Source organism: Pseudomonas sp. MWU13-2105, from assembly GCF_023242315.1.
GTDB lineage: Bacteria > Pseudomonadota > Gammaproteobacteria > Pseudomonadales > Pseudomonadaceae > Aquipseudomonas.
The window spans coordinates 211,294-237,631 of the sequence record NZ_JALLIY010000008.1 but is presented as its reverse complement, the minus strand read 5'-3'; the positions used below and the strand labels follow the sequence as shown (position 1 = coordinate 237,631).

The window sequence follows — 26,338 nt, the reverse complement described above, 5'->3', positions numbered from 1 at the left end:
CGGCGCTCAGTCGTCGACCGTCGGGTCCAGGTCGGGGAACAGCACTTCGGTGAAACCGAATTTACTGAAGTCGCTGATCCGCGACGGGTACAGGCGGCCGATCAGGTGGTCGCATTCGTGTTGCACCACGCGGGCGTGGAAACCCTCGGCAAAGCGTACCAGCGGTTCGCCGTTGGGCGTGAAACCTTCGTAGCGGATACGCGAGTAACGCTGCACCGCGCCGCGCAGGCCCGGCACCGAGAGACAACCTTCAACGCCCTCTTCCATCTCCGGTCCCAGGGGCGTGATCAGCGGGTTGATCAGGATGGTCTGCGGCACCGCCTCGGCATCCGGGTAGCGCTCGCTGTGCTCGAAACCGAAGATCACCAGTTGCAGGTCGACACCGATCTGCGGCGCGGCCAGGCCGACGCCACCGACGTGTTCCATGGTCTGGAACATGTCGTCGATCAGGTCCCACAGTTCCTTGCTGTTGAACAGTTCCGCCGGCACCGGCGGGGCGATGCGCAACAGGCGCTCATCGCCCATTTTCAGGATTTCACGAATCATGATCAGGCTTCGTCAGTAGTCGGCTTGAGGGAGTGGTCCCGCCCCAACCCGGAGATAGGCATGGTGTCGTCATGCTCGTGGAAGTCCTTTTCGCCAGGATTCTTGCCTTCGGACGACATGTGTTCGATCACCGCATTCATTTCAGCCCCCAGCAACAGGACCGCCGCGGAAATGTAGAAGTACAGCAGCAATACGATGATCGCCCCGATACTGCCATACATTGCGTTGTAGTCGGCGAAGGTTTTTACGTAGTAGCCGAAGCCCAGGGACGCGACGATCCAGACCACCACCGCCAGCACCGAGCCCGGGGTGATAAAGCGGAATTTCTGCTTCACGTCCGGCATCACGTAGTACATCAGGGCCACGGCGAACATCAGCAGCAGCACCACTACCGGCCAACGCAGCCAGGTCCAGAGCGTGACGACGTACTCCTGCATGCCGATCTGCCCCGCCAGCCAGCTCATCACCTGCGGCCCGAGCACCATCAGCGCGGCAGCGGCCAGCAGCATCACGGCGATGCCGACGGTATAGAAGATCGACAGCGGGAAACGCTTCCAGATCGGCCGCCCCTCGACCACGTCGTAGGCCGCATTCATCGCGCTCATCATCAGGCGCACGCCGGCCGAGGCGGTCCACAGGGCAATGACGATACCCACCGAGAGCAGGCCGCCCTTGGATTGCTGCAACTGGTCGATCACCGGGTTGACCTGGTCCAGCGCCTGGGGCGGCAACACCAGCTCCGACTGCATGCGCAGCCAGGTGAAGAAATCCGGCAGGTGCAGGAAACCGATCAGGGCGATCAGGAACAACAGGAAGGGAAACAAGGAAAACAGCATCTGGTAGGCCAGTGCCGAGGCATAGGTCGACATTTCGTCGGCGACGAATTCAGTGACCGTGCGCATCATCACGCGATGCAGGGGCAGGTCGCGCAACTCAGGGAAAATCATAGCGTCTCCTTTCGCCGCAAATAAAGGTAGCGAGTCAAGGCGACTCAAAAGGTGATTCCAATAGAGCTCTTTCTAACCCAAAGCAACGCGGTTGGCGACTGGCAAAGCATTTCCCGATCTGATCCAGTGTAGCCGCCACGCGAAAACGGCCATCCTGGGATGGCCGCTGGATCCGCTTTCCGAAGGGTCAGGCCCGGTCGACGCCTTTCTTGATGGCGTCTTTGGTTTTGCCGACGGCCTTCTGCGCATCGCCCTTGAGTTCCTGGACCTTGCCTTCGGCGCGCATCTGGTTATTGCCGGTGGCCTTGCCGACGGCTTGCTTGATGTTACCCACCGCTTCGTTCGCCGTGCCTTTGATTTTATCGCTGGTGCTGCTCATGATATTTCTCCAAGTAAGAAATGCGGGTGTCATGTCTCGACATAAGGTTGACCCGAGGCCTGCGCGCGGAGTTTCATTTTTTTCAGTCGCTGTTTACCCGCGGTTTTTCATCGAAGAATTCAGGTTTGGCTTTATGTTTGCCCGCCAACCCCTGAGAATGCGCACCAGATTCAGGCTTCGGCGCTGAAGATCGATAACGGTAGGAAAGTCATGAAACTCGATAAAAAGCAGGCCATCGCCCGCCGCAACCAGGAACTGGGCGGCGCGGTGCTGGGCGTCAACAACTGTCACTTCACCGAATTGAACCGCAACAAGAACATCTGGTGGTTCGATATCCCGGTGGCGCGCCTGGCGATCGGCCAGTACGAATGGGTGCACCTGTTGCTGCACACCCCGAGCAGCGACCAGTTGCTGCACCTGAAGGTGACCACGGCGTTCCTGCGCGAGAAGATGGAAGGCCTGGTGGTACGCAACGCCGGCAAACGCCGACCGACCCTGAGCCTAGAGCTGAGCGCCGACAAGGACTCGTTTCTCAAGGACGTGCGCCCGGCCGGCACCGGGGTGGACTTCTCACAGTTCCAGCAGCCCTGAGTGTGGCGAGCGGGCTTGCCCGCGTTCGACTGCGAAGCAGTCGTAAAATCTTTGACCGCGTTCTACCTGACACCATGAGGCCACTGATTTCAGGGGCGCTTCGCGCCCCAGCGCGGGCAAGCCCGCTCGCCACAAATCTCGGTCAGACTTGAGATGGCTCTTAACTGACTGATATTCGAGCTCGCCACAGGTTCTGCGCAAATCAGACCTTTATAAACGACAAAGCCCCGCATGGCGGGGCTTTGTCGTTTCAGCGGTTCAGGCGATTTTCTTCAGGCCCAGCTTCACAAGCTCGCTATCACGCAGCTCGCGACGCAGGATCTTGCCGACGTTGGTGGTCGGCAGCGCATCGCGGAACTCGACGAACTTGGGCACCTTGTAGCCGGTGACATTGGCGCGCATGTGCTCCATCACCTGGTCCTTGGTCAGGGTCACACCCGGCTTGGCGACGATGAAGATCTTGATGACCTCCCCGGACCTCTCGTCCGGCACGCCGATGGCCGCGCATTGCAGCACGCCCGGCAGGGTCGCCAGCACGTCTTCCAATTCGTTCGGATAGACGTTGAAGCCCGAGACCAGGATCATGTCCTTCTTGCGGTCGACAATCCGCATGTAGCCATCCGGCTGGATGACCGCGATGTCGCCAGTCTTCAACCAGCCCTCACTGTCGAGGATCTCGTCGGTGGCGTCCTGGCGCTGCCAATAGCCCTTCATCACCTGCGGGCCCTTGACGCACAGCTCGCCGATTTCGCCCAGGGCCTGTTCTTCCCCGGCATCGTTGATCACCTTGCACAGGGTCGAAGGCACAGGAATGCCGATAGTACCGATCTGGATGCGCTGGCTCGGGTTCACCGTCGCCACCGGACTGGTTTCGGTCATGCCGTAACCTTCGCAGATGGCGCAGCCGGTCACCGCCTTCCAGCGCTCGGCCGCAGCCAGTTGCAGGGCCATGCCACCGGACAGGGTGACCTTGAGCGCGGAGAAGTCCAGCTTGCGGAAACCCTCGTTGTTGCACAGCGCCACGAACAAAGTGTTCAGGCCGACAAAGACACTGAACTTCCACTTCGACAATTCCTTGACCATCGCCGGCAAGTCGCGCGGATTGCTGATCAGGATGTTGTGGTTGCCGATCAGCATCATCGCCATGCAATGAAAGGTGAAGGCATAGATGTGGTAGAGCGGCAGCGGGGTAATGACGATCTCGCTACCTTCATTGAGCTCAGACCCCATCAACGCCTTGCACTGCAGCATGTTCGCCACCAGGTTGCGATGGGTCAACATCGCGCCCTTGGCCACGCCGGTGGTACCGCCGGTGTATTGCAGCACGGCCACATCGCTGCTGGTCGGATTGGCTTCCTTGACCGCCTGGCCACGGCCCTTGCTCAGCACGTCGTTGAATTTGACGGCCTTGGGCAGGTGATAGGCCGGGACCATCTTCTTCACGTACTTGATGACACTGTTGATCAGCAGGCGCTTGAGCGGTGGCAACAGGTCGGCGACTTCAGTGACGATCACGTGCTTGACGCCGGTCTTGGGCACCACGGCTTCGGCCAGGTGCGCCATGTTCGCCAGGCACACCAGGGCCTTGGCCCCGGAGTCGTTGAACTGGTGTTCCATTTCCCGCGCGGTGTACAGCGGGTTGGTGTTGACCACGATCAGACCGGCGCGAATGGCGCCAAAGACCGCGACCGGATATTGCAGCACATTGGGCAACTGCACGGCGATACGATCGCCCGGTTGCAGGTCGGTGTGTTGTTGCAGGTAAGCGGCAAAAGCACCCGACAGCTCATACAGCTCACCATAGGTGAGTGTCTTGCCGAGGTTGCTGAAGGCCGGCTTGCTGGCGAATCGTTGGCAAGACTGTTTCAATACCGTCTGAACATTCGGGTACTCGTCAGGATTGATATCGGCAGCAATCCCAGCCGGGTACTTATCCTTCCAAAAGTCTTCGATCATGGAAGCCTACTCCTCAGCAACGCGAATTCAGCACCGCATTTGATGCGATTATTATTTGTCTGTGTTTTTTATTGGGTGAAACCGGCTTTAACTTACGCCGAGAAGTCACAAAGCGCGCCGAGAGTAGCAGCTTTGCCGAGGGTCGCCTAGAGCCAAACGTGGCCCTCACGGTCATAAAGATGACTCAAGAAATACCAATGGTCACTTTTAGAGCAAAGATTCTATTTTCTTTATTTCCGCTCTAGATCAATGGTTTCAGGGCTAAAAAGCTTCGTCGGAACGCCGCCCGGACCAAGCTCCGCTCCCACAGTAGATTGGCGTCGTACCGTTATTTCGAGTACGACGCCAATCTACTGTGGGAGCGGAGCTTGTCCGCGAAGAGGCCCTCAATGACGCCACACCAGGTCCGCCCTAGGCGATATCGCGCAACTCCCGCCGCAGGATCTTGCCCACCGCCGTCATCGGCAACGAATCGCGCAGCACGATGTGCTTGGGCACCTTGTAGCCGGTGAAGTTTTCCTTGCAGTAGGCCTTCAGTTCTTCAAGGCTGACCCCCGTATCCCGCGCCACCACGAACAACTTCACCGCCTCGCCGGAACGCTCGTCCGGGACGCCGATCACCGCGCAATTGGCGACCTTCGGATGGGCCATCACCACGTCCTCGATTTCATTCGGGTACACGTTGAAACCGGAGACAATGATCATGTCCTTCTTGCGGTCGACGATACGCACGAAACCGTCCGGGTCGATCACCGCGATATCGCCGGTCTTGAACCAGCCCTCGGCGTCCAGCACCTGTTCGGTGGCCTCGACCTGCTGCCAGTAACCCTTCATGACCTGCGGTCCCTTGATACACAGCTCGCCGCGCTCACCCAACGGCTGCTCGACATCGTTGTCATCGATGACTTTCAAGGCCGTGCCAGGCACCGGCAGACCCACCGAGCCCAACCGCCCCTTGTCACCATAGGGGTTGGTACAGGCGATCGGCGAAGTCTCGGTCAGCCCGTAGCCTTCGGTGATGCGACAGCCAGTGAGCTTCTGCCAACGGTCGGCGGTGGCCTTGACCAGCGCGGTACCGCCGGAATTGGTGAGCTTCAGGCCGGAAAAATCCAGGGTCTTGAAATCCGGATGCTCCATCAATGCCACGAACAGGGTGTTGAGCCCCAGCAGCGCGGAAAAGCGCCAGTTCTTCAGCTCCTTGATAAAGCCGCCGATATCCCGCGGATTGCTGATCAGCACGTTGTGGTTGCCGGTAACCATCATGCACATGCAATTCGCCGTGAAGGCATAGATGTGGTACAGCGGCAGCGGCGCGATCATCACCTCCTGGCCTTCCTTGAGCAGCGGCTGGCCATCGGGACCAGGCTGGGACAGGCAGCCGCGGGCCTGCTGCATGTTCGCCACCAGGTTGCCGTGGGTCAGCATCGCGCCCTTGGCCAGGCCGGTGGTGCCGCCGGTGTATTGCAGCACCGCGATATCCTCGAGGCCGACGCTCAAGGGGCGGATGGCGTGGCCCCGGCCCAGGCGCAAGGCGCTCTTGAACGAGGCCGCCTGGGGCAGGTCGTAGGCCGGTACCAGCTTTTTCAGCTTGTCCACCACCAGGTTGGTCAACCAGCCCTTGGCGGCGGGCATCAGGTCGCCCATCCTGGCTTCGATCAGGTACTCGATCTGGGTATCGGGCAGCACTTCCTGGACCCGCTGGCCGAACAGGTTCAGGTACACCAGTGCGCGGGCGCCGGAGTCCTTGAACTGATGGCGCATCTCGCGAACGGTGTACAGCGGGTTGGTGTTGACCACGATCAGCCCGGCGCGCAACGCGCCGAACACGGCAATCGGGTAATGCAGGACGTTGGGCAACTGCACCGCGATGCGGTCGCCCGGTTGCAGTTCGGTATGGCTTTGCAGGTAACCGGCGAAGGCCGCGCTGTAGCGCTCGAGCTCGGCGTAGGTCAGGGTCACGCCCATGTTGCTGAAGGCCGGACGGTCGGCGAACTTCTTGCAGGAGCGCTCGAACACCTCGATCACCGACTTGTAGGCGCCCAGATCGATGTCCAGGGGTACGCCGGTGGGGCGTTTGTCATTCCAGAAATCAGGTTGCATTGTTTTTGTCCTCTTACCTGAGCCTCTGCGGGGCCGCCTGCGCGCCAAGGCGAAAAAAGCGGTGCTTAGCGGACGTTAGCAGTTAACGAGCATCAGGCAAATATGCCGGACACAGTCATTAACATCATGAATCTTGCTGCCAATGCGCAGGAGGGCCTGCTTCCTCGGCAAGGATGCGCTATACAATGGATCGACACCGCGCCCCAGCCGATGTCCGTCTCGTCCCCGTGCAAAGGAACCGCCATGATCCATGACACCTTCTGGCTGACCGTGAGTGACCACAGCAGCCTGTACGTCAATCGCTGGTTGCCGGACGGCCCGCCGAAAGCCGTGATCATGCTGTCCCACGGCATGGCCGAGCACAGCGGCCGCTATGCCCGCCTGGCCGAGGCCCTGTGCGCCGCCGGTCACGGCTTGTATGCCATCGACCAGCGCGGCCACGGCAAGACCGCCGAACACGGCATCCTCGGCCACTACGCCGACCAGGACGGCTGGTGCGCGGTGGTCAGTGACCTGGCCAGCCTCAACCAGCGCATCGGCGAACAGCACCCCGGGGTACCGATCATCCTGCTCGGCCACAGCATGGGCAGCTACATCGCCCAGGCCTACCTGCTGCACCACAGCGCCAGCCTGCAGGGCGCGATCCTCAGCGGCTCGAACTTCCAACCGGTGGCGCTGTACCGCGCGGCCGCCGCGATTGCCCGTTTCGAACGCTGGCGCCAGGGCCCCGGCGGGCGCAGCGCGCTGATCGACTGGCTGTCGTTCGGCTCGTTCAACAAAGCCTTCAAACCCAACCGCACGGCCTTCGACTGGCTGAGCCGGGACCCGGATGAAGTGGACAAGTACGTCAACGACCCGCTGTGCGGCTTCCGTTGCACCAATCAATTGTGGGTTGATCTGCTCGGCGGCCTGCAACAGATCAGCAAGGCGAAGAACCTTGCGCAGATCGATCCCGGCCTGCCGCTGCTGGTGATCGGCGGTGAATGTGATCCGGTCAGCGAGGGCAAGCGTCTCAAGGATCTGGCCGATGCTTTGCGCGCCGCCGGTAGCCAGAACCTGCAATTGAACGTCTACCCACAGGCACGGCATGAAGTGTTCAACGAGACCAACCGCGAGGAAGTCACCCGCGACGTGACCCAGTGGCTGGAACAGGCCCTGGCCCATCGTCGACCGTCGCGCTCGGAATGATCGCCGGCTCAATCATCAACGTTGAAATCAATCCGCTGATTTCAAATAACACCCTTACAGGACCCCCTTGCGATGACCCAGGTTACCAACACGCCTTACGAAGCCCTTGAAGTCGGCCAGACCGCCAGCTTCAGCAAGACCGTTGAAGAGCGCGACATCCAGTTGTTCGCCGCCATGTCCGGCGATCACAACCCGGTGCACCTGGACGCCGAGTTCGCGGCGACGAGCATGTTCAAGGAGCGCATTGCCCACGGCATGTTCAGCGGCGCGCTGATCAGCGCCGCGGTCGCCTGCGAACTGCCCGGCCCGGGCACCATCTACCTGGGCCAGCAGATGACGTTCCAGAAGCCGGTAAAGATCGGCGATACCCTGACCGTGCGCCTGGAGATCCTCGAGAAGCTGCCGAAATTCCGCGTGCGCATCGCCACCCGCGTGTTCAACCAGCGTGATGAGCTGGTGGTCGACGGCGAGGCCGAGATCCTCGCGCCACGCAAGCAACAGACCGTGACCCTGACCAGCCCGCCGCCGATCACCATTGGTTGATCACGGTCTCATAGGGGCCTGTCAGTCAAGGAAACTTGAGGCAAAACGCGGTCTTGCGGCGAGCGGTCTTGCCCGCTCGCCACAGGAGCGTGCCTGGCTTCACACTTTCTTGAACCGACAAAAAACGCCGGATCAACCGGCGTTTTTTGTGGCAGCGTGAAACCTAGCTGGCGCGGGCGATGTTACGCAGCGCTTTCACTTGGTCGTGATTGCGCAACACCCCCTGGTACTGGCGGTTCACCAGGTCGGCGAGCCCCACCAGGTTGTGCTTGGCCAACTTCACCAGCGCTTCGCTGTAGGCCTTCTTGGCATGGTCTTCACCGCGCTCGGCTTCGTTGAGTACCGCCTCTTGACCCTTGCCGGTGAACAGCGCCTTCACGTCCACCCAGCGCCGATGCAGGTCGCCAGCGACACTGCTGGAAGTCTCCGGATCGCCGCCCAGTTTGCGCACCTCGGCCTGCAACTCTGCCGCGGAGGTCGCACACTCGCTGGCACGCTGTACAAACAAGGCCTTCAGCTCAGGATGCTGGATATCGTCCGCGCATGTCTGAAAGCCTTTCTGACCATCTTTGCTGACTTCGATCAGATGGTTGAGAATCGATACGGCTTCTTTATTGATGTTGGTCATGGCTCAATTCCTTCTGGTGGTGAACGTTAGCCAAGACGGTTGCAGTCACCGTGCCAAGCCCTGACCGATTATTTTTTACTTATATTTCATAAACTTAAAAATATTCAAAAAATCTGTATGGCGGTTATTTGCATGAACTGTCAATTGGCCTGCATGCAGAATGCCTGTATTTTCCAAGACGCTTGAACAGCGCAAGACAAGGTCGCCCATGAATCCCGAGAAACTCGAACTGCTGGTCACCCGCGAAATGCCGTTCGGCAAATACAAAGGACGGGTCATCGCCGACCTGCCCGGCCCCTACCTGAACTGGTTCGCCCGCGAGGGTTTCCCCCACGGCGAACTCGGTGGCCTGCTCGCCTTGATGCAGGAGATCGACCACAACGGCTTGTCCGACCTGCTCGACCCGCTTCGCGCCAAGCACGGTAAACCCAAACCCCGCCATTGACCCCGTAGTCGAGAGAAGCACCGCCATGCCATGGAATGAAGAGCACGCCCGCGACGAACACTTCTGGCACAGCGTGGCCGCGCGCTATGACCTCGATCCCGGCCCGATCAACCTGGAAAACGGCTACTTCGGCCGTATGACCCGCAGTGTCGTGGAGGCGTACAAAGGCCATATCGAGTTCATCAACCGCAGCAACTCGGTACATGTACGCCAGCGCTTCGAAACCATCGAAAGCCTGGAGATTCGCGCGCAATTGGCCGATCTGCTGGGTACCCATCACGAGGCCGTGGCCCTGACCCGCTGCGCCAGTGACGGCCTGCATTCGTTGATCCGCAACTACAACGCCCTGCGGCCCGGCGATCAGTTGCTGGTCAGCGACCAGGAATACCCCAGCGTCCTCGGCGCCATGCGCTGGCTGGCAGGCAACCGCGGCGTCGAGCTGATCGAGATCAGCCATCCGTTCCCGGTGAGCTTCGCCAGCCTGGTGAGTACCTATCAGGAAGCCTTCGAGCGTTATCCCCGGCTGAAGCTGATGGCCCTGACCTACGTCACCCATCGCAGCGGGCTGGTGATGCCGGTGCAGGCCATCGCGGCCGCCGCCCGCAAACACGGGGTGGATGTGATCCTCGACGGCGCCCATGCCCTGGGCCAGATCGATTTCAACCTCGAAGCGCTGGGTATCCTGTTCGCCGGCTTCAACCTGCAGAAATGGATGGGCGCGCCCCTGAGCCTCGGTTTTATCTATATCGATCCGACGCGCCTGGCGGATATCGACCCGGACATGGGCGAGGCGCGCTACCCGCTCAGCGATATCCGCGCCCGCGCGCCCTATGGCACGCCGAATATCCCGGCCTGGATGACCTTGCCCCTGGTCTTCGAGGAACATCGGGCACTCGGCGGCTCGGCGGCCAAGGGCGCACGCCTCAATCACCTGCGGGATATCTGGGTGAGCGCGGCACGCGGGATGCCGGGTATCGAGGTGCTGACTCCGGATGATCCACGGCTGTATTGCGGCATCACCTCGCTGCGCTTTCGGCATGAGCCGGATCAGCAGCGAATGGTCGACCGACTCTTGGCGCAGTACAACCTGTTTACCGTGGTCCGCGAGGGCACGGCCCATGGCAATTGCATCCGGGTCACGCCGGGGTTGGCCAACACGGCCGAAGACCTCAAGCTGCTGGCGCGGGCGCTGGGCGAATTGAGTCGCTGAATGGCCCGCTGCGCGCGAAGGGACCGGCACAAACACCCCGACCTTCGGAGCGGAAGACTTTTCATCGGGCAAAAAAAAACGGCGCGCCGACCAAGCGCACCGTAAAGCCGTAGAACACACAACGAATTCAGTAACGCGCCATCAGTCCAGCAGGGCCAGCGCCTCGGCGGTGCACTCCTGGATCCGCGCCCAGTCGCCGTTCTTGATCCACTCGGGATCGAGCATCCAGCTACCGCCCACGCACATCACGTTTTTCAACGCCATGTAGCTCTTGATATTGGCCGGGCCGACGCCGCCAGTCGGGCAGAATTTCACTTCGCCGAACGGACCGCCCAGGGCCTTGATCGCCGCCACGCCGCCACTGACTTCCGCCGGGAACAGCTTGAAGCGACGATAGCCCAGGCCATAGCCCTCCATGATCCCCGAGGCATTGCTGATGCCGGGCAGCAACGGAATCGGGCTGTCGACGCTGGCTTCCAGCAGGTCGCGGGTAATACCCGGGGTGACGATGAACTGCGAACCCGCCGCCTCCGCCGCCGCCAGCATCTGCCGATCGAGCACGGTGCCGGCGCCGGTCACCAGTTCCGGACGCTGCTCGCGCAGGATCTGGATGGCCTTGAGGCCGAACTGCGAGCGCAAGGTCACTTCCAGCGCGGTCAGGCCGCCGGCGGCCAGGGCATCGGCCAGCGGCAGGACATCCTGCTCGCGGGCAATGGTGATCACCGGAAGAATCCGTGCACGGGCGCAGAGCTCATCGATCAGGACGACCTTGTCTGCCATGGAGACGGTCGGGGCATTTTTTGTCATAGCAGCGGATCCTTGACTCATGGGCACCAGTAGATATTCAGGGTAGGTTGCAAGAAAGCGCGAATCGGCATGGCGGCGAGGTCATCGCCGGCCAATGCGGCATTCAGGGTGTTCAGCTTCGACTGGCCGGAAATCGCCAGTACGGTAAAGGCCGCCGAAGCCAGCAAGGCCCGGCTCATGCTCAAGCGCTGGTGCGGCACGGTCGGTGCCAGCATCGGCCAGATCCGCCGGTTGCCATCCACTTGCAGGGCCGCCGCCAGGTTCGGGCTGCCAGGGAACAGCGAGGCGGTATGACCGTCGTCGCCCATGCCCAGCACCAGCACGTCGATAGCCGGCAGTTCGGCGAGCAGTTGATCGGCCTGTTCGGCCGCCGCTTCCAGGTTCGCCGCGACACTGTACAGGCCGATAAAGCGCGCCTTGGCCGCCGGGCCCTGGAGCAGGTAGCGCTTGAGCAGGCCGGCATTGCTGTCAGCGTGCTCCACCGGCACCCAGCGCTCGTCGGCGAGGCTGACGACCACACGCGACCAGTCCAGCTCCTGTTTCACCAGGCTCTGGAAGAACGCCACCGGGCTGCGCCCGCCGGACACCACCAGGGTCGCCACGCCACGCGCGGCAATCGCCGCCCGCAGTTGCCCGGCCACGGCTTGCGCCTGACCCTCAGCCAGCAGCGCCGGGCTGCGGAACTCGTGCGCCTGCACGCCCTGGGGCAGTTTCAATTCAGATATCGCCATACCACGACCTCCCGTCCCGTGTGATCAGTGCAATGGAACTCATCGGTCCCCAGGACCCGGCCGCGTACGGCTTGGGCGCATCGCCGGATTTCTTCCAACCGGCGATCAGCTGGTCACACCACTTCCACGCGGCTTCGATTTCATCTTTACGGACAAACAGGTTCTGGTTGCCGTGCATCACTTCCAGCAGCAGACGCTCGTAGGCGTCCGGAATCCGCGCACTGCGATAGGTGTCGGAGAAATTCAGTTGCAGCGGCCCGCTGCGCAGTTGCATGCCCTTGTCCAGGCCCTGCTCCTTGGTCATCACCCGCAGGGAAATACCTTCGTCCGGTTGCAGGCGGATGATCAGCTTGTTGCTGATCTGCAGGCGCTGCTCGGGGGCGAAGATATAGTGCGACGGTTCCTTGAAGTGGATGACGATCTGCGACAACTTCTGCGGCATGCGCTTGCCGGTCCGCAGGTAGAACGGCACGCCGGCCCAGCGCCAGTTGCGGATATCGGCGCGCAGGGCGACGAAGGTCTCGGTGTCGCTCTGGGTGTTGGAGTTTTCCTCCTCCAGGTAACCCGGCACCGAATGCCCCTCGCTGTGCCCGGCGATGTACTGGCCGCGCACCACCTGGGTGGTCAGGCCTTCCGGGCTGATCGGCGCCAGGGCCTTGAGCACCTTGACCTTCTCGTCACGGATGCTGTCGGCCGACAGATCGGCCGGCGGGTCCATGGCGATCAGGCAAAGCAGCTGCAGCAGGTGATTCTGGATCATGTCCCGCAGTTGGCCGGCCTTGTCGAAGTAGCCCCAGCGGCCTTCGATACCGACCTTCTCGGCCACGGTGATTTCCACGTGGGAGATGTAGTTCTGGTTCCACTGGGTCTCGAACAGGCTGTTGGCGAAACGCAGGGCGATCAGGTTCTGCACCGTCTCCTTGCCCAGGTAGTGGTCGATGCGATAGGTGCGGTTTTCCGGGAAGAACCGCGCCACGGCGTCGTTGACCTTGCGCGACGACTCAAGGTCCGAACCTATGGGTTTTTCCAGCACCACCCGGGTGTTGTCCGCCAGGCCGACCTTGGCCAGGTTCTCGCAGATCGCGCCATAGACCGAGGCCGGCGTGGCGAAATAAGCGATCAGGCACTGCGCGGTACCGGCCTGCTCGGCCAGGGCGACATAGTCGTCGGGCTTGAGGAAGTCGACATGCAGGTAGCTCAGGCGCGCGAGGAAACGTTCAAGCACGACTTCGTCGATTTCCCGGTCCTCGACAAAGACCCGCAGTTCTTCTTCGATGGTCGCCAGGTGCTCGGCATTGCTGCCAGGCTCGCGGGCCAACGCCAGGATGCGCGTGTTTTCATGCAGCAGGCCCGCGCCATCGAGGTGATACAAAGCAGGAAACAGCTTGCGAAGCGCCAGGTCGCCCAGGGCGCCAAACAAGGCAAAGGTGCACGGTTCAACCGTTATCGAAGGCATGATGTTTGTTCTTTTATCAAGTTAAACGATAAATACCTTTTTTCGAGGCATCACTCAAGGAAAAATGTAGTAATAACCACAACATTTTATCAATATAATGATTCCGAGTGGTGGTCATCACACGCCATCAGTAGGATAGGCCACCGCCAGGAGCCGCCCAAGGGCATTGTTCCGGGCCTTGCAGAACCCAAGTTGCCTCGAATCAAGGAATCACCAAATGGACCGCGTGCGAAATCTCCTGGAGCAGATCCAGGGCCGCCTCGAAGACCTGAACAAGGCCGAGCGCAAAGTCGCCGAAGTCATCCTGCTCAACCCGCAGCAGGCGACCCGTTTCAGCATCGCCGCCCTGGCGCAGGCGGCCTCGGTCAGCGAGCCGACAGTCAACCGCTTCTGCCGTTCGTTCGGTGTCAGCGGTTATCCCGAACTCAAGTTGCAACTGGCCCAGAGCCTGGCCAGTGGCGCGGCCTATGTCAGCCGGGCGGTGGAAGCCGACGACAATCCCGAGGCTTACACGCAAAAGATCTTCGGCAGCGCCATCGCCTCCCTGGACAGCGCCTGCCAGGCCCTGGACCCGAACCTGATCAGCCGCGCCGTCGACCTGCTGATCCAGGCCCGGCAGATCCACTTCTTCGGCCTGGGCGCTTCGGCACCGGTGGCCCTGGATGCCCAGCACAAATTCTTCCGCTTCAACCTGGCGGTCACCGCCCACGCCGATGTACTGATGCAGCGGATGCTCGCTTCGGTGGCCCACACGGGTGAGCTGTTCGTGATCATTTCCTATACCGGGCGCACCCGCGAGCTGGTGGAAGTGGCACGCATCGCCCGGGAGAACGGTGCTTCGGTGCTGGGGTTGACGGCGGCGGGTTCGCCGCTGGCCAAGGCCAGTACCCTGAGCCTGAATATTCCGCTGCCGGAAGACACCGACATCTACATGCCGATGACCTCGCGGATCATCCAGTTGACGGTATTGGACGTGCTGGCCACCGGCATGACCCTGCGCCGTGGCGTGGATTTCCAGCCGCACCTGCGCAAGATCAAGGAGAGCCTCAACGCCAGTCGCTATCCGGTGGGCGACGAGTTCAACTGAGCCTCTGAGTGAGGTGAAACGCTGATATCGCCTTCGCGGGCAAGCTCAAATACTGGCCCGCGCCTGCAAACTCAGATGCGCCCGCTCCCCGGGCGCCAGGCACAGGCTGTCGGTGCCGCCACTGGCGGCCTCGACACAGACAAAACCCATCACTTCGTTCCAGCTCACCCCCAGCAACGGCCGGTGCCCCGGATGCCAGACCACGGTGTCGGCGCTGTCGCCGGTGTCGATGCACAGTTCGCGCTGCCAGGCATGATCCTTGAGCTGCAATTCCCCCTCATGCTGGAATACCCGCTGGCACCCGCCATCAACCCGCAACTCGCCTTCCTGCCGGCACGCCTGGCGATTCAACTGGTCATAACCCTCCGCGCCGTCGAGCCCGGACAGCGCTATCTCACCGACATCGCCAATACGCCAATAGGCGTGCAATGCATGGCTCAACTGGCACGGCTCGCTGTCCTGATGCTCGGTGCTCAGGCGCAGGTCCATGCTGTCGCCCAGGCGCGCATGCAGGTCGACCTGCCAGTCGCAGAGCTGCAAACGCCAGTGCAGGCTGACGCCCTCCTCGTCACTGCTGCTTTCCAGCAGTTTCCAGTCGATCAGCCGTGCCCAGCCATGGGACGGCCAAGCGTTTTCGCTCGGATGCCGGCCATACCAGGGCCAGCATACCGGCACCCCGCCGCGAATCGCCCCGACCTGTGGCCATTTGGCCGCGCACCACAACCAGGGCTTCTGCCCGCTCGGCTGGAAATGCAGCAACTGCGCGCCCTGGCGACTGAACACCGCCTGGCACAAGGGATGGTCGATCACCAGCACTTCACGCTGCTGAAAGCGCTCCCACTGGAACACCGGCTGTTCGCGCCGGGATTTGAAAAAGCGTTGTAGCGGTTGCTCATGCATGTGCCGCGAATCCTGAAAAACGTTTGCCGTATCCATGTGACTGTGGGAACGGTGCTTGCCCGCGAAGCTTTTGGCGGCCCCAAGGGCCCCTTCACGGCGGTGCGGCGATCCGACAAGCCCTGCTCCTACAGGTTACGTAGCGTCTGCGAAAGAGCATTGCTCTGGCGCTTCGCCCTTGCCCCGCACCCAAAAAAAAGCGGACGGTCTGGTGGACCATCCGCAAGATGCGCACATAGAGAGAGAGCTTATCAGTCGAAGCCTTAGAAGACCGACTGAATTTTCAGACCAGCGACCACAGCATTGTCGACTTGATCCACGCCACCCGGGTGGGTGATGTATTGCAGGTTGGGGCGTACGGTCAGCCAGTTGGTGACGTGGAAGCCGTAGTTGATCTCGGTGTTGTACTCGGTGTTGCGCAGCGGCGTGTACAGCGGGTTGTTGTAGTCGTTGACGCCAATGGCATCGTTTTCCAACTCGGCGTTTTTCCTCACGTCCTGATTGACATGGATACGGCCGAAACCGATCCCGACGTCATCCTTCGGACGAGCATCGAACGGCCCCTTGTACACAAACATCACCGACTGGTAGTTGTCGACGACGTTGGTGGCCTTGTCGTGGAAGGTCGCGTTGGCGGCGATGTTCAGACCGCGGGAAGCGTCGCCGTTGTGGCTGGTGAGTTGCTGCTGCGCCACGAACCAGTAACCGTGCTTGCTGTCGTGAACACGATAAGGGGCCCCTGTCGTTGCGGCATTCCCGCCATTGGTGTCCTTGAGCACATCATTGGCCGGGGCCGTGCTTTTGTAGTAACCGACACGGTATTCGCCCGGCAGGTCGTTGACCTTCGGCGACCAGACCAGTTCGACCGGCAACACGGTGCCCTTGGTACCACTGCCGCTGAGCTTGAAGCCGTTACCGTGTTCCAGCTGCGACGGGTTCTGGTTGTACGCACCGATCTGCGCATACAGCTCAGGCGTGATGTTGTACTTCACGCGGATCGCCGCCTGCATGACCGGCCAGTTGTACCAGATACCGGTGGCCCAGTTACCCGCCTGGGAACCGCAGAACGTCAGGTTCTGGAACTCGCAAGGGAAGGTGTTGAAGTCTTCGCCTTCGCCGAAATAACCGGCCTTGACGTCGAGTTTATTGTCGAGGAACTGGTGCTGGATCCACAATTGGGTCAGACGGACCATGTGGCCACGGCCGTAGACTTCCTGGGAGGAACTCAAGGTACCGGCACGCGGGTCGCCGACACGGTCATTGGAGATGTTCTGACCGTTACGGTTGGTCAACTGGATCTTGGCCTGGGTGTTATCCCAGCCCCACAGTTTTTGCAGGTCCAGCGCCACGCCCAGGCCAAACTGGTCGGAATAACGAGAGGTATGGTCGTTGTTGTAGCCACCATGCAGGTTGCTACCGACTTCACCGACGTAGTCCGCCTTGATGTCGATACCTTCTTCGATCAGCTTGGTGCGCTCTCCACCCCAGTCACCGGTCATCCATTTGGAGTTGGCGCTGAACGCATCGTCCGCCATTGCGTTAGCAGCCAGGACCAGTGTTGCCGCCGCCGACAATTGGCAGAACAGGCGGGCATTGGTGTTTTTCTTTTTCATCCCTACATCCTCGTCTTATTGTTATTAACGGTTTTTATCAAACGTGGTTTACATCGTCTGTAATGCGTCAAATCTCTTTGGCAGACGCTTTTCCTGATACATCCCATGCTCAGGTTTCAGGGCCGTTTCGCGGCCCAGCGGGAGCAAGCACCCTCGCCACAATCAGCGGCCCTTGAACTGCGCCACATTGTCGGTATGCACCTGGGCTTGGGGCTTGGCCACCACCCCCAGGCGTTCACCGGTCTGGGCATCGAACAGCAACACCTTGGCCGGATCGAATTGCAGGGTCAGGGTTTCGCCGACCTGCGGCGCCACGTCCGGCGCCAGGCGGCAGCAGACCTTGGTCCCGTTGAGGTTGACGAACACCAGGGTGTCCGGACCGGTCGGTTCGGTGACCTGCACTTCGGCACGGATGCTCGGCAGCCCATTGGACTCGCCCTGCATCAGGCTGATCTGCTCCGGGCGCATGCCAAGGATGATTTCGCGGTCTTCCAGACCGGCGTCGGTCACGCCCAGCGGCAACTCGCAACGGGCCTGGCCGCTGTCGAGCAAGGCCAGCAGGCGACCGTCCTGACGTTGCAGGCGCAGGGGGATGAAGTTCATCGGCGGCGAACCGATGAAGCTGGCGACAAACAGGTTGGCCGGGTCGTTGTAGATCTGCTTGGGCGTGCCGAACTGCTGGATGATGCCGTCCTTCATCACCGCCACCTTGTCGCCCAGGGTCATGGCTTCGATCTGGTCGTGGGTCACGTAGACCGTGGTGGTTTTCAGGCGCTGGTGCATCAGTTTCATTTCGGTGCGCATCTCGACCCGCAGCTTGGCGTCGAGGTTGGACAGCGGTTCGTCGAACAGGTAGATCTTCGGCCGCCGCGCCAGGGCACGGCCCATGGCCACGCGCTGTTGCTGGCCACCGGACAGCTGGCCGGGCTTGCGGTTGAGCAAGTGTTCGATCTGCAGCAGCTTGGCGACCCGCGCGACTTCCTCGTCGATGGCCGACTGGCTCATCTTGCGGATTTTCAGACCGAACTCGATGTTCTCGCGCACGCTCATGGTCGGGTACAGCGCATAGGACTGGAACACCATGGCGATGTCACGATCCTTAGGACTCATGCCGCTGACATCCTGGTCATCGATCATGATCGCGCCGCCGGTGATGTTCTCCAGGCCGGCGATGCAGTTCATCAGCGTCGACTTGCCACAGCCCGAAGGCCCCACCAGGATCAGGAACTCGCCGTCCGAGATCGACAGTTCGATGTTCTTCAGGGTGTCCGGCAGGCCGGCGCCATAGGTCTTGTTTACATTGCGAAGTTCGAGCGTTGCCATGATTACCCCTTGACTGCGCCGGCCGTCAGCCCGCGCACGAAATACTTGCCTGCGACCACATAGACCAGCAGGGTCGGCAGCCCGGCGATCATCGCCGCTGCCATATCAACGTTGTATTCCTTGACCCCGGTACTGGTGTTGACCAAGTTGTTCAGCGCCACCGTGATCGGCTGCGAATCACCGCTGGAGAACACCACGCCGAAGAGGAAGTCGTTCCAGATCTGGGTGAACTGCCAGATCAGGCAGACCATGATGATCGGGGTCGACATCGGCAGGATGATCAGCCGGAAGATGGTGAAGAACCCCGCGCCATCCAGGCGTGCCGCCTTGACCAGCGCATCGGGAATGCTCACGTAGTAGTTACGGAAGAACAGCGTGGTGAACGCCAGGCCGTAGACGATATGCACGAACACCAGGCCGGTGGTGGTACTGGCCAGGCCCATCTTGCCGAGGGTGAACGAGGCCGGCAGCAGCACGGTCTGGAACGGCAGGAAGCAGCCGAACAGCAACAGGCCGAAGAACAACTGCGAACCACGGAAGCGCCACATCGACAGCACATAGCCGTTCAACGCACCGATGGCGGTGGAGATCAGCACCGCTGGCACGGTGATCTTGATCGAGTTCCAGAAGTAGCCGTTGACCGTGGCCCAGGCCTTGATCCAGCCGATGTCGGTAATCACCGTCGGCCAGCTCAGCAGGTTGCCGGTACTGATGTCTTCCGGTGACTTGAAGCTGGTCAACAGCATGACCACCAGCGGTACCAGATAGAGCAGCACGGCGAGTATCAGCACCGCGTAGATGGCGATGCGACTCAGGCTGATAGTCGGTTTGTGGGCGAGACTAGTCATGACGCTTGGTCCTCAGCTCGGAGTACAGGTAAGGCACGATGATCGCGAGAATCGCACCGAGCATCAGAATCGCACTGGCCGAGCCCATGCCCATCTGGCCGCGACTGAAGGTGAAGGAGTACATGAACATGGCGGGCAGGTCGGACGAGTAGCCCGGGCCACCGGCGGTCATCGCCGCGACCAGGTCGAAACTCTTGATCGCGATGTGCGCCAGGATCATCACCGCACTGAAGAACACCGGACGCAGGCTCGGCAGCACCACTTTCCAGTAGATCTTCGGCATGCTCGCGCCATCGATCTGGGCGGCACGGATGATCGATTGATCGACACCGCGCAGGCCGGCCAGGAACATCGCCATGATGAACCCCGAGGCTTGCCAGACTGCCGCGATCACCAGGCAATAGACCACGCGATCCGGGTCGATCAGCCAGTCCAGGCGGAAGCCTTCCCAGCCCCAGTCACGCAGCAGTTTGTCCAGGCCCATGCCCGGGTTGAGCAGCCATTTCCAGGCGGTACCGGTGACGATCATCGAGAGCGCCATCGGATACAGGTAAATGGTGCGGATAAAACCTTCGCGACGGATGCGCTGGTCGAGGAACACCGCCAGCAGCACGCCGATCACCAGGGTGACGCCGATGAACAAGCCGCCGAACAGCGCCAGGTTCTTGCTCGCCACCCACCAACGGTCGTTGTCGAACAAGCGCGCGTATTGCGCCAGGCCGACCCATTTATAGGACGGCAGGAAAGTCGAGTTGGTGAACGACAATACGAACGTCCACAGGATGTAGCCATAGAAGCCCACCAGGACGATAAACATGCTGGGCGCCAGCACCAGTTTGGGTAGCCAGCGCTGCAATGCATCGAACGGCGAGGCTTTGCTGAACACAGCAACAGAACTCATGGGAAAATCCACTACAGGGAAAAGGGACTACATGCAGATCCCTTGTGGGAGCCGGCAAGCCAGCTCCTACAGGGTGCTGAAAGTTACTTGGCGGACTTGACCGCCGCGCCGAGTTTCTTGGCGGCATCGGCCGGGTCGGCTTTCGGGTCGTTGATGTAGTTGGTCACTACGTCAAAGAACGCACCCTGTACCGCCAGCGTGGTCGCCATGTTGTGCGCCATGCTCGGTTGCAGGCCGCCAGTCTTGGCATCGTCCAGGAAGTCCTTGGCCGCTTTCTGCGCGCACCCGTCGAAGCCGAGCTTGTCCATTTCATGGAGCATGTCGTTGCGAACCGGGATCGAGCCTTTGTTGATGCTGAAGACTTTCTGGAAGTTCTCACCCAGGACGACCTTGGCGATGTCCTGCTGGCCCGCCGCGGTGCCCTTGTCTTTCTGCTTGAACACCGCCAGGGAGTCGATGTTGTAAGTGAAGGCTTTTTCGGTGCCCGGGAAGGCTACGCATTCGTAGTCCTTGCCGGCGACTTTCTTGGCCGCTGTCCACTCGCTCTTGGCCCAGTCACCCATGATCTGCATGCCGGCCTTGCCGTTGATGACCTTGGCCGCTTCCAGGTTCCAGTCCTGGCCTTTGCCATCGACATCCATATAGGTCGCGACTTTCTTCAGTTCGGTCAGCGCCTTGACCATTTCCGGACCGGTCAGGCTGGCGTTGTCCAGGTCGACCAGGGCTTTCTTGTAGCCATCAACGCCCATGACCGACAACACCACGGCTTCGAAAACCGTGCTGTCCTGCCAAGGCTGACCGCCGTGGGCAAGCGCAATGAAGCCAGCCGCCTTGAGCTTGTCGCCGGCAGCGTAGAATTCCTCGAGGGTGGTTGGTGCTTTTTCGATACCGGCTTTCTTGAAGACTGCCGGGTTGATCCACAACCAGTTGACGCGGTGGATATTCACCGGCACGGCCACGTAATCACCGTTGAACTTCACGGTATCGGAGACTTTCTTGTCGAGCAGGCTGTCCCACTTCTCTTCTTTGGCGACACCTTTCAGGACGTCGGTGTCGAGCAGCCCGGTGGACGCCCACTCCTGGATATCCGGGCCTTTGATCTGCGCGACACCCGGTGGGTTGCCGGCTACGGCGCGACTCTTGAGCACGGTCATGGCAGTGGCACCGCCGCCGCCGGCTACAGCGCCGTCTTTCCAGGTGAAGCCGTCTTTTTCAACTTGGGCTTTCAGGACATCGACCGCGGCTTTTTCACCACCGGAAGTCCACCAATGGACAACTTCCACGGACCCTTTCGAGTCGGCGGCAAGAGCGCTTAGGGGAAACAACGAGGCGAGAGAAACGACAGCGGCGAGGCGGGAAATCGAATTCATCTGTAGTACCTTTCTTGTTGTTATGCATGCAAGTCTGGTGCTTGCGCTGCATGGGATTCTAGTCAAGGCAAGGCCCCTCGCAGGTAACGAAGGGACGTGCAAATGTCACCGCATGGTTACATGGTTTTCGTTGCCGGGATCAGCCTGAGATTGCCGGGCCAGAGCGCTCGCCAGGCTCGGAGTGAGTGGCAGGCCCGGAAGCAGCACCGCTTGATAGGCATGATAGAGGTCGGGTTTGCCGCCCCAGATCTTCGCATCGGGCCGATTGTGCTCATCCAGTTCGTGATGCCAGCTGCCCAGCGTCTGATCGACGAAGTGCACCTCGATGAAATCCCAGAAGCGTCGATACCAGGCTTCGTACTGCGCCTCTCCGGTACGCCGGAGCAAGGCGGCGGCCGTGGCGCTGGCTTCGGCATGGGTCCAGTGCAGGCGCTGGCGGACCACCGGGCGATTGTCCCAGTCCAGCGTGTAGACGATGCCTGGCAGCCCATCGGTGTGCCAGCCGTGACGACAGGCGCTGTCGAACAAGCCACGGGCATCGTCCAGCAGCCAGTCGGGGGTGGACAGGCCGGCCTGGCGGCGTGCGGCCTCCAGGTGCAAGACCAGCCGCGCCCACTCGAAGCCGTGACCTGGCGTGGTGCCATAAGGGCGGAAGCCGTCCGCCGGGCTGTCGTGGTTGTACTCGCGCAAGGGTTGCCACTGGCGGTCGAAGTGCTCGATGACCATGAAATCGTTGGCGGCGGCGTGAGTGTGGATCACCCGCTCGACGATGCGCAGCGCGCGATCCAGCCAGCGACTGTCACCGGTGACATCGGCCAGGGCGAGAAAGGCCTCGGTACCGTGCATATTGCTGTTGGCGCCACGATAGGCCTCTTCCTGCTGCCAATCGCGGGCGAAGGATTCACGCAGGGTGCCCTCCTCCTCGCTCCAGAAATGCGTCTCGAGCACACGGATCGCTTCGGCCAGCAAGCGCGGCGCATCGGCACTGCCGGCGACCACCGCGGAACTCGCGGCCAGGGCGACAAAAGCGTGCAGGTAGGCGGCCTTGCCGCTGTTGCCGTCGCGGTGATCAGGTGCCGCATACCAACCGCCGTGGGTGGTATCGTGCAACGGGCCCCAGAGGGCGGCGACACCGTGATCGACCAGCCCCAGGCAACCGGGAATCCCCTGGATATGCGCCATGGCGAAACTGTGGGTCATGCGTGCGGTGTTCATGGTTTCGGCCATGGCCCCGTCCGCCAGTTGCCCGCGCTCGTCGAGGTTACCGAAACCTTCGGCCAGGCGTGAAGCCTTGGCAAACGCCAGCAATCGCCGGCCTTCGGCGAGCAACCAGGCACGATGAGCCGGGGCATTGAGCCAACTGCTGAAGGGCAGTTCAAGGGTGTTCATCCGAGTACCTTTCTTGTTGTCAGGATCAAAAGACAAGGCGCACTCCCAAGGCCGTCAAATAAGGAAATGCGACTTTGAAAACATCGCCCTCCCTGTAGGAGCTGGCTTACCAGCGACGGCGGTGGTGAAAGTGACATCGCTATCGCTGGCAAGCCAGCGCCTACAGGTGACCGTGTTCAATCTTGGCTGATCGGCAGTGGAGCGAATGCCTGTCATCGGGCGATTCTAGCCAGCCATCCCACGCAGCCAGGTCACGAAGCCCCGCGCAAATGTCACAAACCAGTGACAAAACCATCAAGGCAGCATCCTTCGGCCCCAGGCTTTGCAGGGTAGGAAAATTGCTGAATAAGTCGTTTCCCTTTCCAATGTAGGAGCGATCCCTAACGTCTTTTCCCACATTGAAGCGCTCCTTTACTTCGGCGAATCTGCTGCACTTCTTCATTTCAGGTGCGCCGGTCGAGCGCCCATCAGGAGGTGTGATCCATGGTTGCCCCCCACCTGCGACCCCCCCGCCAATGTTGCATTTTCCCGGTCTACAACGGGCAAGGGTTATGTGCCTGGAGGGTCGAGGTCGTGCGCGGCGGCGTTCGCCTGGACGGTGTCTTCAGCTTCGTCGAATGCGGCGGCGAGGAGGCGGCCCGGAGCATGGCCGAGTCCTACCGCAACGCCCTGGTACTGAAAATGCAGCCTTCGTTGGGCTACGCCGAGCGCCAGCGCCTGATGCCCCATAACACCAGCGGCCATCCCGGAGTGATCCGGGTCGAGACCAACAACACCGGCTACTGGCGGGCCAGCACGCGGATACATGGCTACTGCCTGAGCCGCAGTTTCAGTGTCCGCCGCCACGGCGAAGAACAGGCCAAGCGCCTGGCGCTGCATGAGCGCGAACGCCAGCTGGCCTTGTGCGGCGAGCCCTACGAACAGGCGATGGAAGCCTTGCAACGCTACTTCAGCCAGAGCAACAACCGCGTGCGCGAACACCGCATCCGCGCCGCCATGGCCCGACCGCGGGAAGCGCCGGCCTCAGCCGATATCCTCACGCCAGAGCCGTTCGAGCCAGCGCTGAACATCAGTGCGGAACAGGCGCTCCTGTCGATCAGTCGGCATTTCGCGGCAAGTACAAAGTAACCCGCAGCCCGCCGTCGCGCAGGTTCTGCAGGCTCACTTCGCCGCCATGGCTGTGGGCGATATTGCGCGCGATGCCCAACCCCAGGCCGTAGCCCTGCTGCTGGCCGGACAAGCGAAAATGCGGTTCGAACACCTGCTCCAGGCGCTGCTCGGGCACCCCGGGACCTTCGTCATCGACATGCAGCACAAAGGCCTCGTCGTCGTCCTCGATATGCAGGTGGGCCTTGTCACCATACTTGAGGGCGTTGTCGATCAGGTTGCCCATGCAGCGCCGCAGCGCCAGTGGTTTGCCGGAAAAGGCCGCATTGGCGCGGCCGTCCAGCGTGACCCGACCGTTGCCATTGGGCGGCAGGTAGGGTTCGATCAGGCAATCGAGGGCGTGGTTGAGGTCCACCGGCTCGATGTTCTCGTGGATATCCGTGTCCTTCACGCATTGCAGTGCGCCCTTGACCAGCATCTCCAGCTCGTCGAGGTCGCGGCCGAACTTGTATTGCAGTTTTTCGTCCTCCAGCAACTCGACCCGCAGGCGCAGGCGGGTGATGGGTGTGCGCAAATCATGGGAAATGGCGCTGAACAATTGGCTGCGCTCGGTCAGGTACCGGCTGATGCGCTCGCGCATGGCGTTGAACGCGCGCCCCACCTCCACCACTTCGCTGCCGCCGCCCTCAGCCACCGGCCGTACCTGCGCATCGCCCAGGGACATGTCTCGCGCCGCCCGCGCCAGGCGTTTGAGGGGCCGACTCTGCCAATGCACCAGGAGGCCGATGAACAACAGCAGGAAACTGCTGGTGAGGACGATAAACCACACCTGCTGGGACGGCAGGCCTTCCTCTTCGAGGCTGGTGTAGGGCTCCGGCAGCAACGAGGCGATATACAGCCATTCGCCGGGGGACATCTGGATCTGCGTCACCAGCACCGGCGGATTGACCGGCTCCAGGGTCAACGCGTAGTGGGCCCAGGAACGTGGCAGTTCGTCGAGTTTCAAGCCACCGTTGAAGATCCGCAGGTCGTCGGGGCTGACGAATTGCACCGAGATATCCACCTCGTTGCCCAGCGCCTGGCGCAGCACCTCGTGCACCGCGTCGAGCACCGCGGTCTTGCGCGGCGTGGCCGGCAGCAGGCGCATATCCAGGGGTTTGTCATTGAGGGTGACGACGAACCGCGTGCCGCCCATGCTGCGCAATTGATCGAGCACCAGCGGGCGATAGGCCAGCGGCAACGAGCGCAGGTAGCTGACACTGGCGGTCATCGAGTGCGCCAGGCTGCGGGCGCTGGTGACCAGGCCTTCAAGCTGCGTCGCGCGCAACTGCGAGAGCCAGATCACGCTGGACAGCGTCTGCGCGATCAACACCGCCAGCAGGGTCAGCAGCAACATCCGCCCGAGCAGCGAGCGCGGAACCGGCAGGCGCCGGCGCAGTTCAGAGAGCATTGGCCGCGGTGACGTTGGCCGCCAACTGATAGCCGCTGCCGCGCACGGTACGAATCAGTCGCGGCGGCTTTTCGGTGTCGCGCAGGCGTTGGCGCAGGCGGCTGACCGCCATGTCGACGATCCGGTCCAGGGGCATCAGGTCGCGCCCACGGGTGGCGTTGCCGATGGTGTCGCGGTCGAGGATTTCCTGAGGGTGATCGAGGAACAGCTTGAGCAGGGCAAAGTCGGCGCCGGAGAGAATCACTTCTTCGCCATCGATGTGGAACAGTCGGTGACTGACCGTGTCCAGGCGCCAGTCGTCGAAGGCCAGGACCTCGCTGCCGTTGCGCTCCTGGCCGAACTGGGCCCGGCGCAACAGGGCCTTGATCCGCGCCTGCAGTTCCCGTGGGCTGAAAGGCTTGCCCAGGTAATCGTCGGCGCCCAGTTCCAGGCCGATGACCCGGTCGGCTTCGTCGGAGCTGGCGGTGAGCATGATGATCGGCACCTGCGCCTGGCGCGGATGCTGGCGGACCCAGCGACAGAGGCTGAAGCCGTCTTCGTCGGGCAGCATGACGTCGAGGATCACCAGGTCGCTGTGGGCATCGTTGAGGGCCTGGCGAAAGCCGGCGCCATCACCGACGGTACGCACCTGGAAACCGGCACGGCTGAGGTAGGTGTCCAGCAACTCACGGATTTCCTGATCGTCGTCGACCAGGAGAATGGACTTACTGAATACGCTCACGGAAATCGTCCTTGTTGTTGTAGGGAGGACTGAAATGCGGATTATGCCTTAATCGATTAAGCCGTGAAGCAGTGTTGCCTGGGTGAATACCTTTGCGGGCAAGCC

25 protein-coding genes are annotated in these 26,338 nt (G+C 61.4%); 7 read left to right on the top strand and 18 right to left on the bottom strand.

The features are described 5' to 3' along the window. Positions 1–6: 6 nt before the first annotated feature. The 3 genes from def to M5B96_RS14040 form a co-directional block, all read right to left on the bottom strand. A complete protein-coding gene (def, locus tag M5B96_RS14050; protein ID WP_248797257.1) occupies positions 7–546 on the bottom strand; it encodes a peptide deformylase in 540 nt (179 codons plus the stop codon). A 2-nt stretch (positions 547–548) separates the two neighbouring features. Beyond that, the gene (locus M5B96_RS14045; protein WP_248797256.1) at positions 549–1,493 is read right to left on the bottom strand and encodes a YihY/virulence factor BrkB family protein; all 945 of its coding nucleotides are present in this window, start codon (positions 1,491–1,493) and stop codon (positions 549–551) included. A 187-nt stretch (positions 1,494–1,680) separates the two neighbouring features. Next, positions 1,681–1,872: a CsbD family protein gene (locus M5B96_RS14040; RefSeq protein WP_248797255.1), complete on the bottom strand. Its 192-nt coding sequence runs from the start codon at positions 1,870–1,872 to the stop codon at positions 1,681–1,683. Between the two features lie 210 nt (positions 1,873–2,082). On the opposite strand from M5B96_RS14040, the gene M5B96_RS14035 reads away from it, so the two are divergent. Then, positions 2,083–2,463 carry a hypothetical protein gene (locus M5B96_RS14035; protein ID WP_248797254.1) on the top strand — a complete coding sequence of 127 codons (381 nt, stop codon included), beginning with the start codon at positions 2,083–2,085 and terminating at the stop codon, positions 2,461–2,463. A gap of 258 nt (positions 2,464–2,721) precedes the next feature. Here the strand turns inward: M5B96_RS14035 and fadD1 are convergent, their stop codons facing one another. After that, complete coding sequence (gene fadD1, locus M5B96_RS14030; RefSeq protein ID WP_248797253.1) at positions 2,722–4,419, bottom strand: long-chain-fatty-acid--CoA ligase FadD1; 1,698 nt, start codon at positions 4,417–4,419, stop codon at positions 2,722–2,724. 411 nt (positions 4,420–4,830) lie between these two features. Further along, positions 4,831–6,519, bottom strand: coding sequence for a long-chain-fatty-acid--CoA ligase FadD2 (gene fadD2, locus M5B96_RS14025; protein ID WP_248797252.1), 1,689 nt, complete (start codon positions 6,517–6,519; stop codon positions 4,831–4,833). Between the two features lie 243 nt (positions 6,520–6,762). On the opposite strand from fadD2, the gene M5B96_RS14020 reads away from it, so the two are divergent. Together M5B96_RS14020 and M5B96_RS14015 are read left to right on the top strand one after the other, a co-directional pair. Beyond that, entirely contained in the window at positions 6,763–7,707 is a 945-nt protein-coding gene (locus tag M5B96_RS14020) for an alpha/beta hydrolase (RefSeq protein ID WP_248797251.1), read from the top strand. A gap of 72 nt (positions 7,708–7,779) precedes the next feature. Then, the gene (locus M5B96_RS14015; protein ID WP_248797250.1) at positions 7,780–8,250 is read left to right on the top strand and encodes a MaoC family dehydratase; all 471 of its coding nucleotides are present in this window, start codon (positions 7,780–7,782) and stop codon (positions 8,248–8,250) included. 163 nt (positions 8,251–8,413) lie between these two features. Here M5B96_RS14015 and M5B96_RS14010 read toward each other — a convergent pair whose 3' ends face one another. Continuing rightward, positions 8,414–8,878 carry a PA2169 family four-helix-bundle protein gene (locus tag M5B96_RS14010; RefSeq protein WP_248797249.1) on the bottom strand — a complete coding sequence of 155 codons (465 nt, stop codon included), beginning with the start codon at positions 8,876–8,878 and terminating at the stop codon, positions 8,414–8,416. A 208-nt stretch (positions 8,879–9,086) separates the two neighbouring features. Between M5B96_RS14010 and M5B96_RS14005 the strand changes: the two genes are divergently transcribed. Next, positions 9,087–9,323, top strand: a complete 237-nt coding sequence (locus M5B96_RS14005; protein WP_248797248.1) for a DUF3820 family protein — start codon at positions 9,087–9,089, stop codon at positions 9,321–9,323. A 25-nt stretch (positions 9,324–9,348) separates the two neighbouring features. Continuing rightward, positions 9,349–10,533: an aminotransferase class V-fold PLP-dependent enzyme gene (locus M5B96_RS14000; RefSeq protein ID WP_248797247.1), complete on the top strand. Its 1,185-nt coding sequence runs from the start codon at positions 9,349–9,351 to the stop codon at positions 10,531–10,533. 141 nt (positions 10,534–10,674) lie between these two features. Here M5B96_RS14000 and M5B96_RS13995 read toward each other — a convergent pair whose 3' ends face one another. The 3 genes from M5B96_RS13995 to zwf are packed head-to-tail and all read right to left on the bottom strand — an operon-like array spanning position 10,675 to position 13,527. Beyond that, positions 10,675–11,340: a bifunctional 4-hydroxy-2-oxoglutarate aldolase/2-dehydro-3-deoxy-phosphogluconate aldolase gene (locus M5B96_RS13995; RefSeq protein WP_248797246.1), complete on the bottom strand. Its 666-nt coding sequence runs from the start codon at positions 11,338–11,340 to the stop codon at positions 10,675–10,677. Positions 11,341–11,357: 17 nt separating this feature from the next. Continuing rightward, the gene (gene pgl, locus M5B96_RS13990) at positions 11,358–12,071 is read right to left on the bottom strand and encodes a 6-phosphogluconolactonase (RefSeq protein WP_248797245.1); all 714 of its coding nucleotides are present in this window, start codon (positions 12,069–12,071) and stop codon (positions 11,358–11,360) included. After that, positions 12,058–13,527, bottom strand: a complete 1,470-nt coding sequence (zwf, locus tag M5B96_RS13985) for a glucose-6-phosphate dehydrogenase (RefSeq protein ID WP_248797244.1) — start codon at positions 13,525–13,527, stop codon at positions 12,058–12,060. Before zwf ends, pgl begins: the two co-directional genes overlap by 14 nt. 226 nt (positions 13,528–13,753) lie before the next feature. Between zwf and M5B96_RS13980 the strand changes: the two genes are divergently transcribed. Further along, positions 13,754–14,614, top strand: coding sequence for a MurR/RpiR family transcriptional regulator (locus M5B96_RS13980; protein WP_191487487.1), 861 nt, complete (start codon positions 13,754–13,756; stop codon positions 14,612–14,614). Positions 14,615–14,659: 45 nt separating this feature from the next. Here the strand turns inward: M5B96_RS13980 and M5B96_RS13975 are convergent, their stop codons facing one another. The 7 genes from M5B96_RS13975 to M5B96_RS13945 form a co-directional block, all read right to left on the bottom strand. After that, the gene (locus M5B96_RS13975; protein ID WP_248797243.1) at positions 14,660–15,514 is read right to left on the bottom strand and encodes a D-hexose-6-phosphate mutarotase; all 855 of its coding nucleotides are present in this window, start codon (positions 15,512–15,514) and stop codon (positions 14,660–14,662) included. A gap of 260 nt (positions 15,515–15,774) precedes the next feature. Beyond that, complete coding sequence (locus M5B96_RS13970) at positions 15,775–17,124, bottom strand: carbohydrate porin (RefSeq protein ID WP_248797242.1); 1,350 nt, start codon at positions 17,122–17,124, stop codon at positions 15,775–15,777. 162 nt (positions 17,125–17,286) lie between these two features. After that, positions 17,287–18,447 (bottom strand): ABC transporter ATP-binding protein, encoded by a 1,161-nt coding sequence (locus M5B96_RS13965; RefSeq protein ID WP_248797241.1) that lies wholly within the window; start codon positions 18,445–18,447, stop codon positions 17,287–17,289. A 2-nt stretch (positions 18,448–18,449) separates the two neighbouring features. Continuing rightward, positions 18,450–19,295 carry a carbohydrate ABC transporter permease gene (locus M5B96_RS13960; RefSeq protein WP_248797240.1) on the bottom strand — a complete coding sequence of 282 codons (846 nt, stop codon included), beginning with the start codon at positions 19,293–19,295 and terminating at the stop codon, positions 18,450–18,452. Next, a complete protein-coding gene (locus M5B96_RS13955; protein WP_248797239.1) occupies positions 19,288–20,196 on the bottom strand; it encodes a carbohydrate ABC transporter permease in 909 nt (302 codons plus the stop codon). The genes M5B96_RS13960 and M5B96_RS13955 overlap by 8 nt, the downstream gene beginning before the upstream one ends. 83 nt (positions 20,197–20,279) lie before the next feature. Next, positions 20,280–21,566 carry an ABC transporter substrate-binding protein gene (locus M5B96_RS13950; protein WP_248797238.1) on the bottom strand — a complete coding sequence of 429 codons (1,287 nt, stop codon included), beginning with the start codon at positions 21,564–21,566 and terminating at the stop codon, positions 20,280–20,282. Between the two features lie 105 nt (positions 21,567–21,671). Beyond that, positions 21,672–22,955 carry an AGE family epimerase/isomerase gene (locus M5B96_RS13945; RefSeq protein WP_248797237.1) on the bottom strand — a complete coding sequence of 428 codons (1,284 nt, stop codon included), beginning with the start codon at positions 22,953–22,955 and terminating at the stop codon, positions 21,672–21,674. 483 nt (positions 22,956–23,438) lie between these two features. On the opposite strand from M5B96_RS13945, the gene M5B96_RS13940 reads away from it, so the two are divergent. Then, positions 23,439–24,083 carry an AP2/ERF family transcription factor gene (locus tag M5B96_RS13940; protein ID WP_248797236.1) on the top strand — a complete coding sequence of 215 codons (645 nt, stop codon included), beginning with the start codon at positions 23,439–23,441 and terminating at the stop codon, positions 24,081–24,083. On the opposite strand, the gene M5B96_RS13935 is transcribed toward M5B96_RS13940, so the two are convergent. Next, the gene (locus tag M5B96_RS13935; RefSeq protein ID WP_248797235.1) at positions 24,052–25,512 is read right to left on the bottom strand and encodes a sensor histidine kinase; all 1,461 of its coding nucleotides are present in this window, start codon (positions 25,510–25,512) and stop codon (positions 24,052–24,054) included. The genes M5B96_RS13940 and M5B96_RS13935 overlap by 32 nt on opposite strands. Next, on the bottom strand, positions 25,502–26,233 hold the full coding sequence (locus M5B96_RS13930) for a response regulator (protein WP_248797234.1): 732 nt from the start codon (positions 26,231–26,233) through the stop codon (positions 25,502–25,504). Before M5B96_RS13930 ends, M5B96_RS13935 begins: the two co-directional genes overlap by 11 nt. Positions 26,234–26,338 lie beyond the last annotated feature (105 nt).

What these genes read in the sequence shown, in the direction of transcription:
- def (WP_248797257.1), bottom strand. Translation starts at nt 546, where the DNA reads ATGATTCGTGAAATCCTGAAAATGGGCGATGAGCGCCTGTTGCGCATC.
- M5B96_RS14045 (WP_248797256.1), bottom strand. Translation starts at nt 1,493, where the DNA reads ATGATTTTCCCTGAGTTGCGCGACCTGCCCCTGCATCGCGTGATGATG.
- M5B96_RS14040 (WP_248797255.1), bottom strand. Translation starts at nt 1,872, where the DNA reads ATGAGCAGCACCAGCGATAAAATCAAAGGCACGGCGAACGAAGCGGTG.
- M5B96_RS14035 (WP_248797254.1), top strand. Translation starts at nt 2,083, where the DNA reads ATGAAACTCGATAAAAAGCAGGCCATCGCCCGCCGCAACCAGGAACTG.
- fadD1 (WP_248797253.1), bottom strand. Translation starts at nt 4,419, where the DNA reads ATGATCGAAGACTTTTGGAAGGATAAGTACCCGGCTGGGATTGCTGCC.
- fadD2 (WP_248797252.1), bottom strand. Translation starts at nt 6,519, where the DNA reads ATGCAACCTGATTTCTGGAATGACAAACGCCCCACCGGCGTACCCCTG.
- M5B96_RS14020 (WP_248797251.1), top strand. Translation starts at nt 6,763, where the DNA reads ATGATCCATGACACCTTCTGGCTGACCGTGAGTGACCACAGCAGCCTG.
- M5B96_RS14015 (WP_248797250.1), top strand. Translation starts at nt 7,780, where the DNA reads ATGACCCAGGTTACCAACACGCCTTACGAAGCCCTTGAAGTCGGCCAG.
- M5B96_RS14010 (WP_248797249.1), bottom strand. Translation starts at nt 8,878, where the DNA reads ATGACCAACATCAATAAAGAAGCCGTATCGATTCTCAACCATCTGATC.
- M5B96_RS14005 (WP_248797248.1), top strand. Translation starts at nt 9,087, where the DNA reads ATGAATCCCGAGAAACTCGAACTGCTGGTCACCCGCGAAATGCCGTTC.
- M5B96_RS14000 (WP_248797247.1), top strand. Translation starts at nt 9,349, where the DNA reads ATGCCATGGAATGAAGAGCACGCCCGCGACGAACACTTCTGGCACAGC.
- M5B96_RS13995 (WP_248797246.1), bottom strand. Translation starts at nt 11,340, where the DNA reads ATGACAAAAAATGCCCCGACCGTCTCCATGGCAGACAAGGTCGTCCTG.
- pgl (WP_248797245.1), bottom strand. Translation starts at nt 12,071, where the DNA reads ATGGCGATATCTGAATTGAAACTGCCCCAGGGCGTGCAGGCGCACGAG.
- zwf (WP_248797244.1), bottom strand. Translation starts at nt 13,527, where the DNA reads ATGCCTTCGATAACGGTTGAACCGTGCACCTTTGCCTTGTTTGGCGCC.
- M5B96_RS13975 (WP_248797243.1), bottom strand. Translation starts at nt 15,514, where the DNA reads ATGCATGAGCAACCGCTACAACGCTTTTTCAAATCCCGGCGCGAACAG.
- M5B96_RS13970 (WP_248797242.1), bottom strand. Translation starts at nt 17,124, where the DNA reads ATGAAAAAGAAAAACACCAATGCCCGCCTGTTCTGCCAATTGTCGGCG.
- M5B96_RS13965 (WP_248797241.1), bottom strand. Translation starts at nt 18,447, where the DNA reads ATGGCAACGCTCGAACTTCGCAATGTAAACAAGACCTATGGCGCCGGC.
- M5B96_RS13960 (WP_248797240.1), bottom strand. Translation starts at nt 19,295, where the DNA reads ATGACTAGTCTCGCCCACAAACCGACTATCAGCCTGAGTCGCATCGCC.
- M5B96_RS13955 (WP_248797239.1), bottom strand. Translation starts at nt 20,196, where the DNA reads ATGAGTTCTGTTGCTGTGTTCAGCAAAGCCTCGCCGTTCGATGCATTG.
- M5B96_RS13950 (WP_248797238.1), bottom strand. Translation starts at nt 21,566, where the DNA reads ATGAATTCGATTTCCCGCCTCGCCGCTGTCGTTTCTCTCGCCTCGTTG.
- M5B96_RS13945 (WP_248797237.1), bottom strand. Translation starts at nt 22,955, where the DNA reads ATGAACACCCTTGAACTGCCCTTCAGCAGTTGGCTCAATGCCCCGGCT.
- M5B96_RS13940 (WP_248797236.1), top strand. Translation starts at nt 23,439, where the DNA reads ATGGTTGCCCCCCACCTGCGACCCCCCCGCCAATGTTGCATTTTCCCG.
- M5B96_RS13935 (WP_248797235.1), bottom strand. Translation starts at nt 25,512, where the DNA reads ATGCTCTCTGAACTGCGCCGGCGCCTGCCGGTTCCGCGCTCGCTGCTC.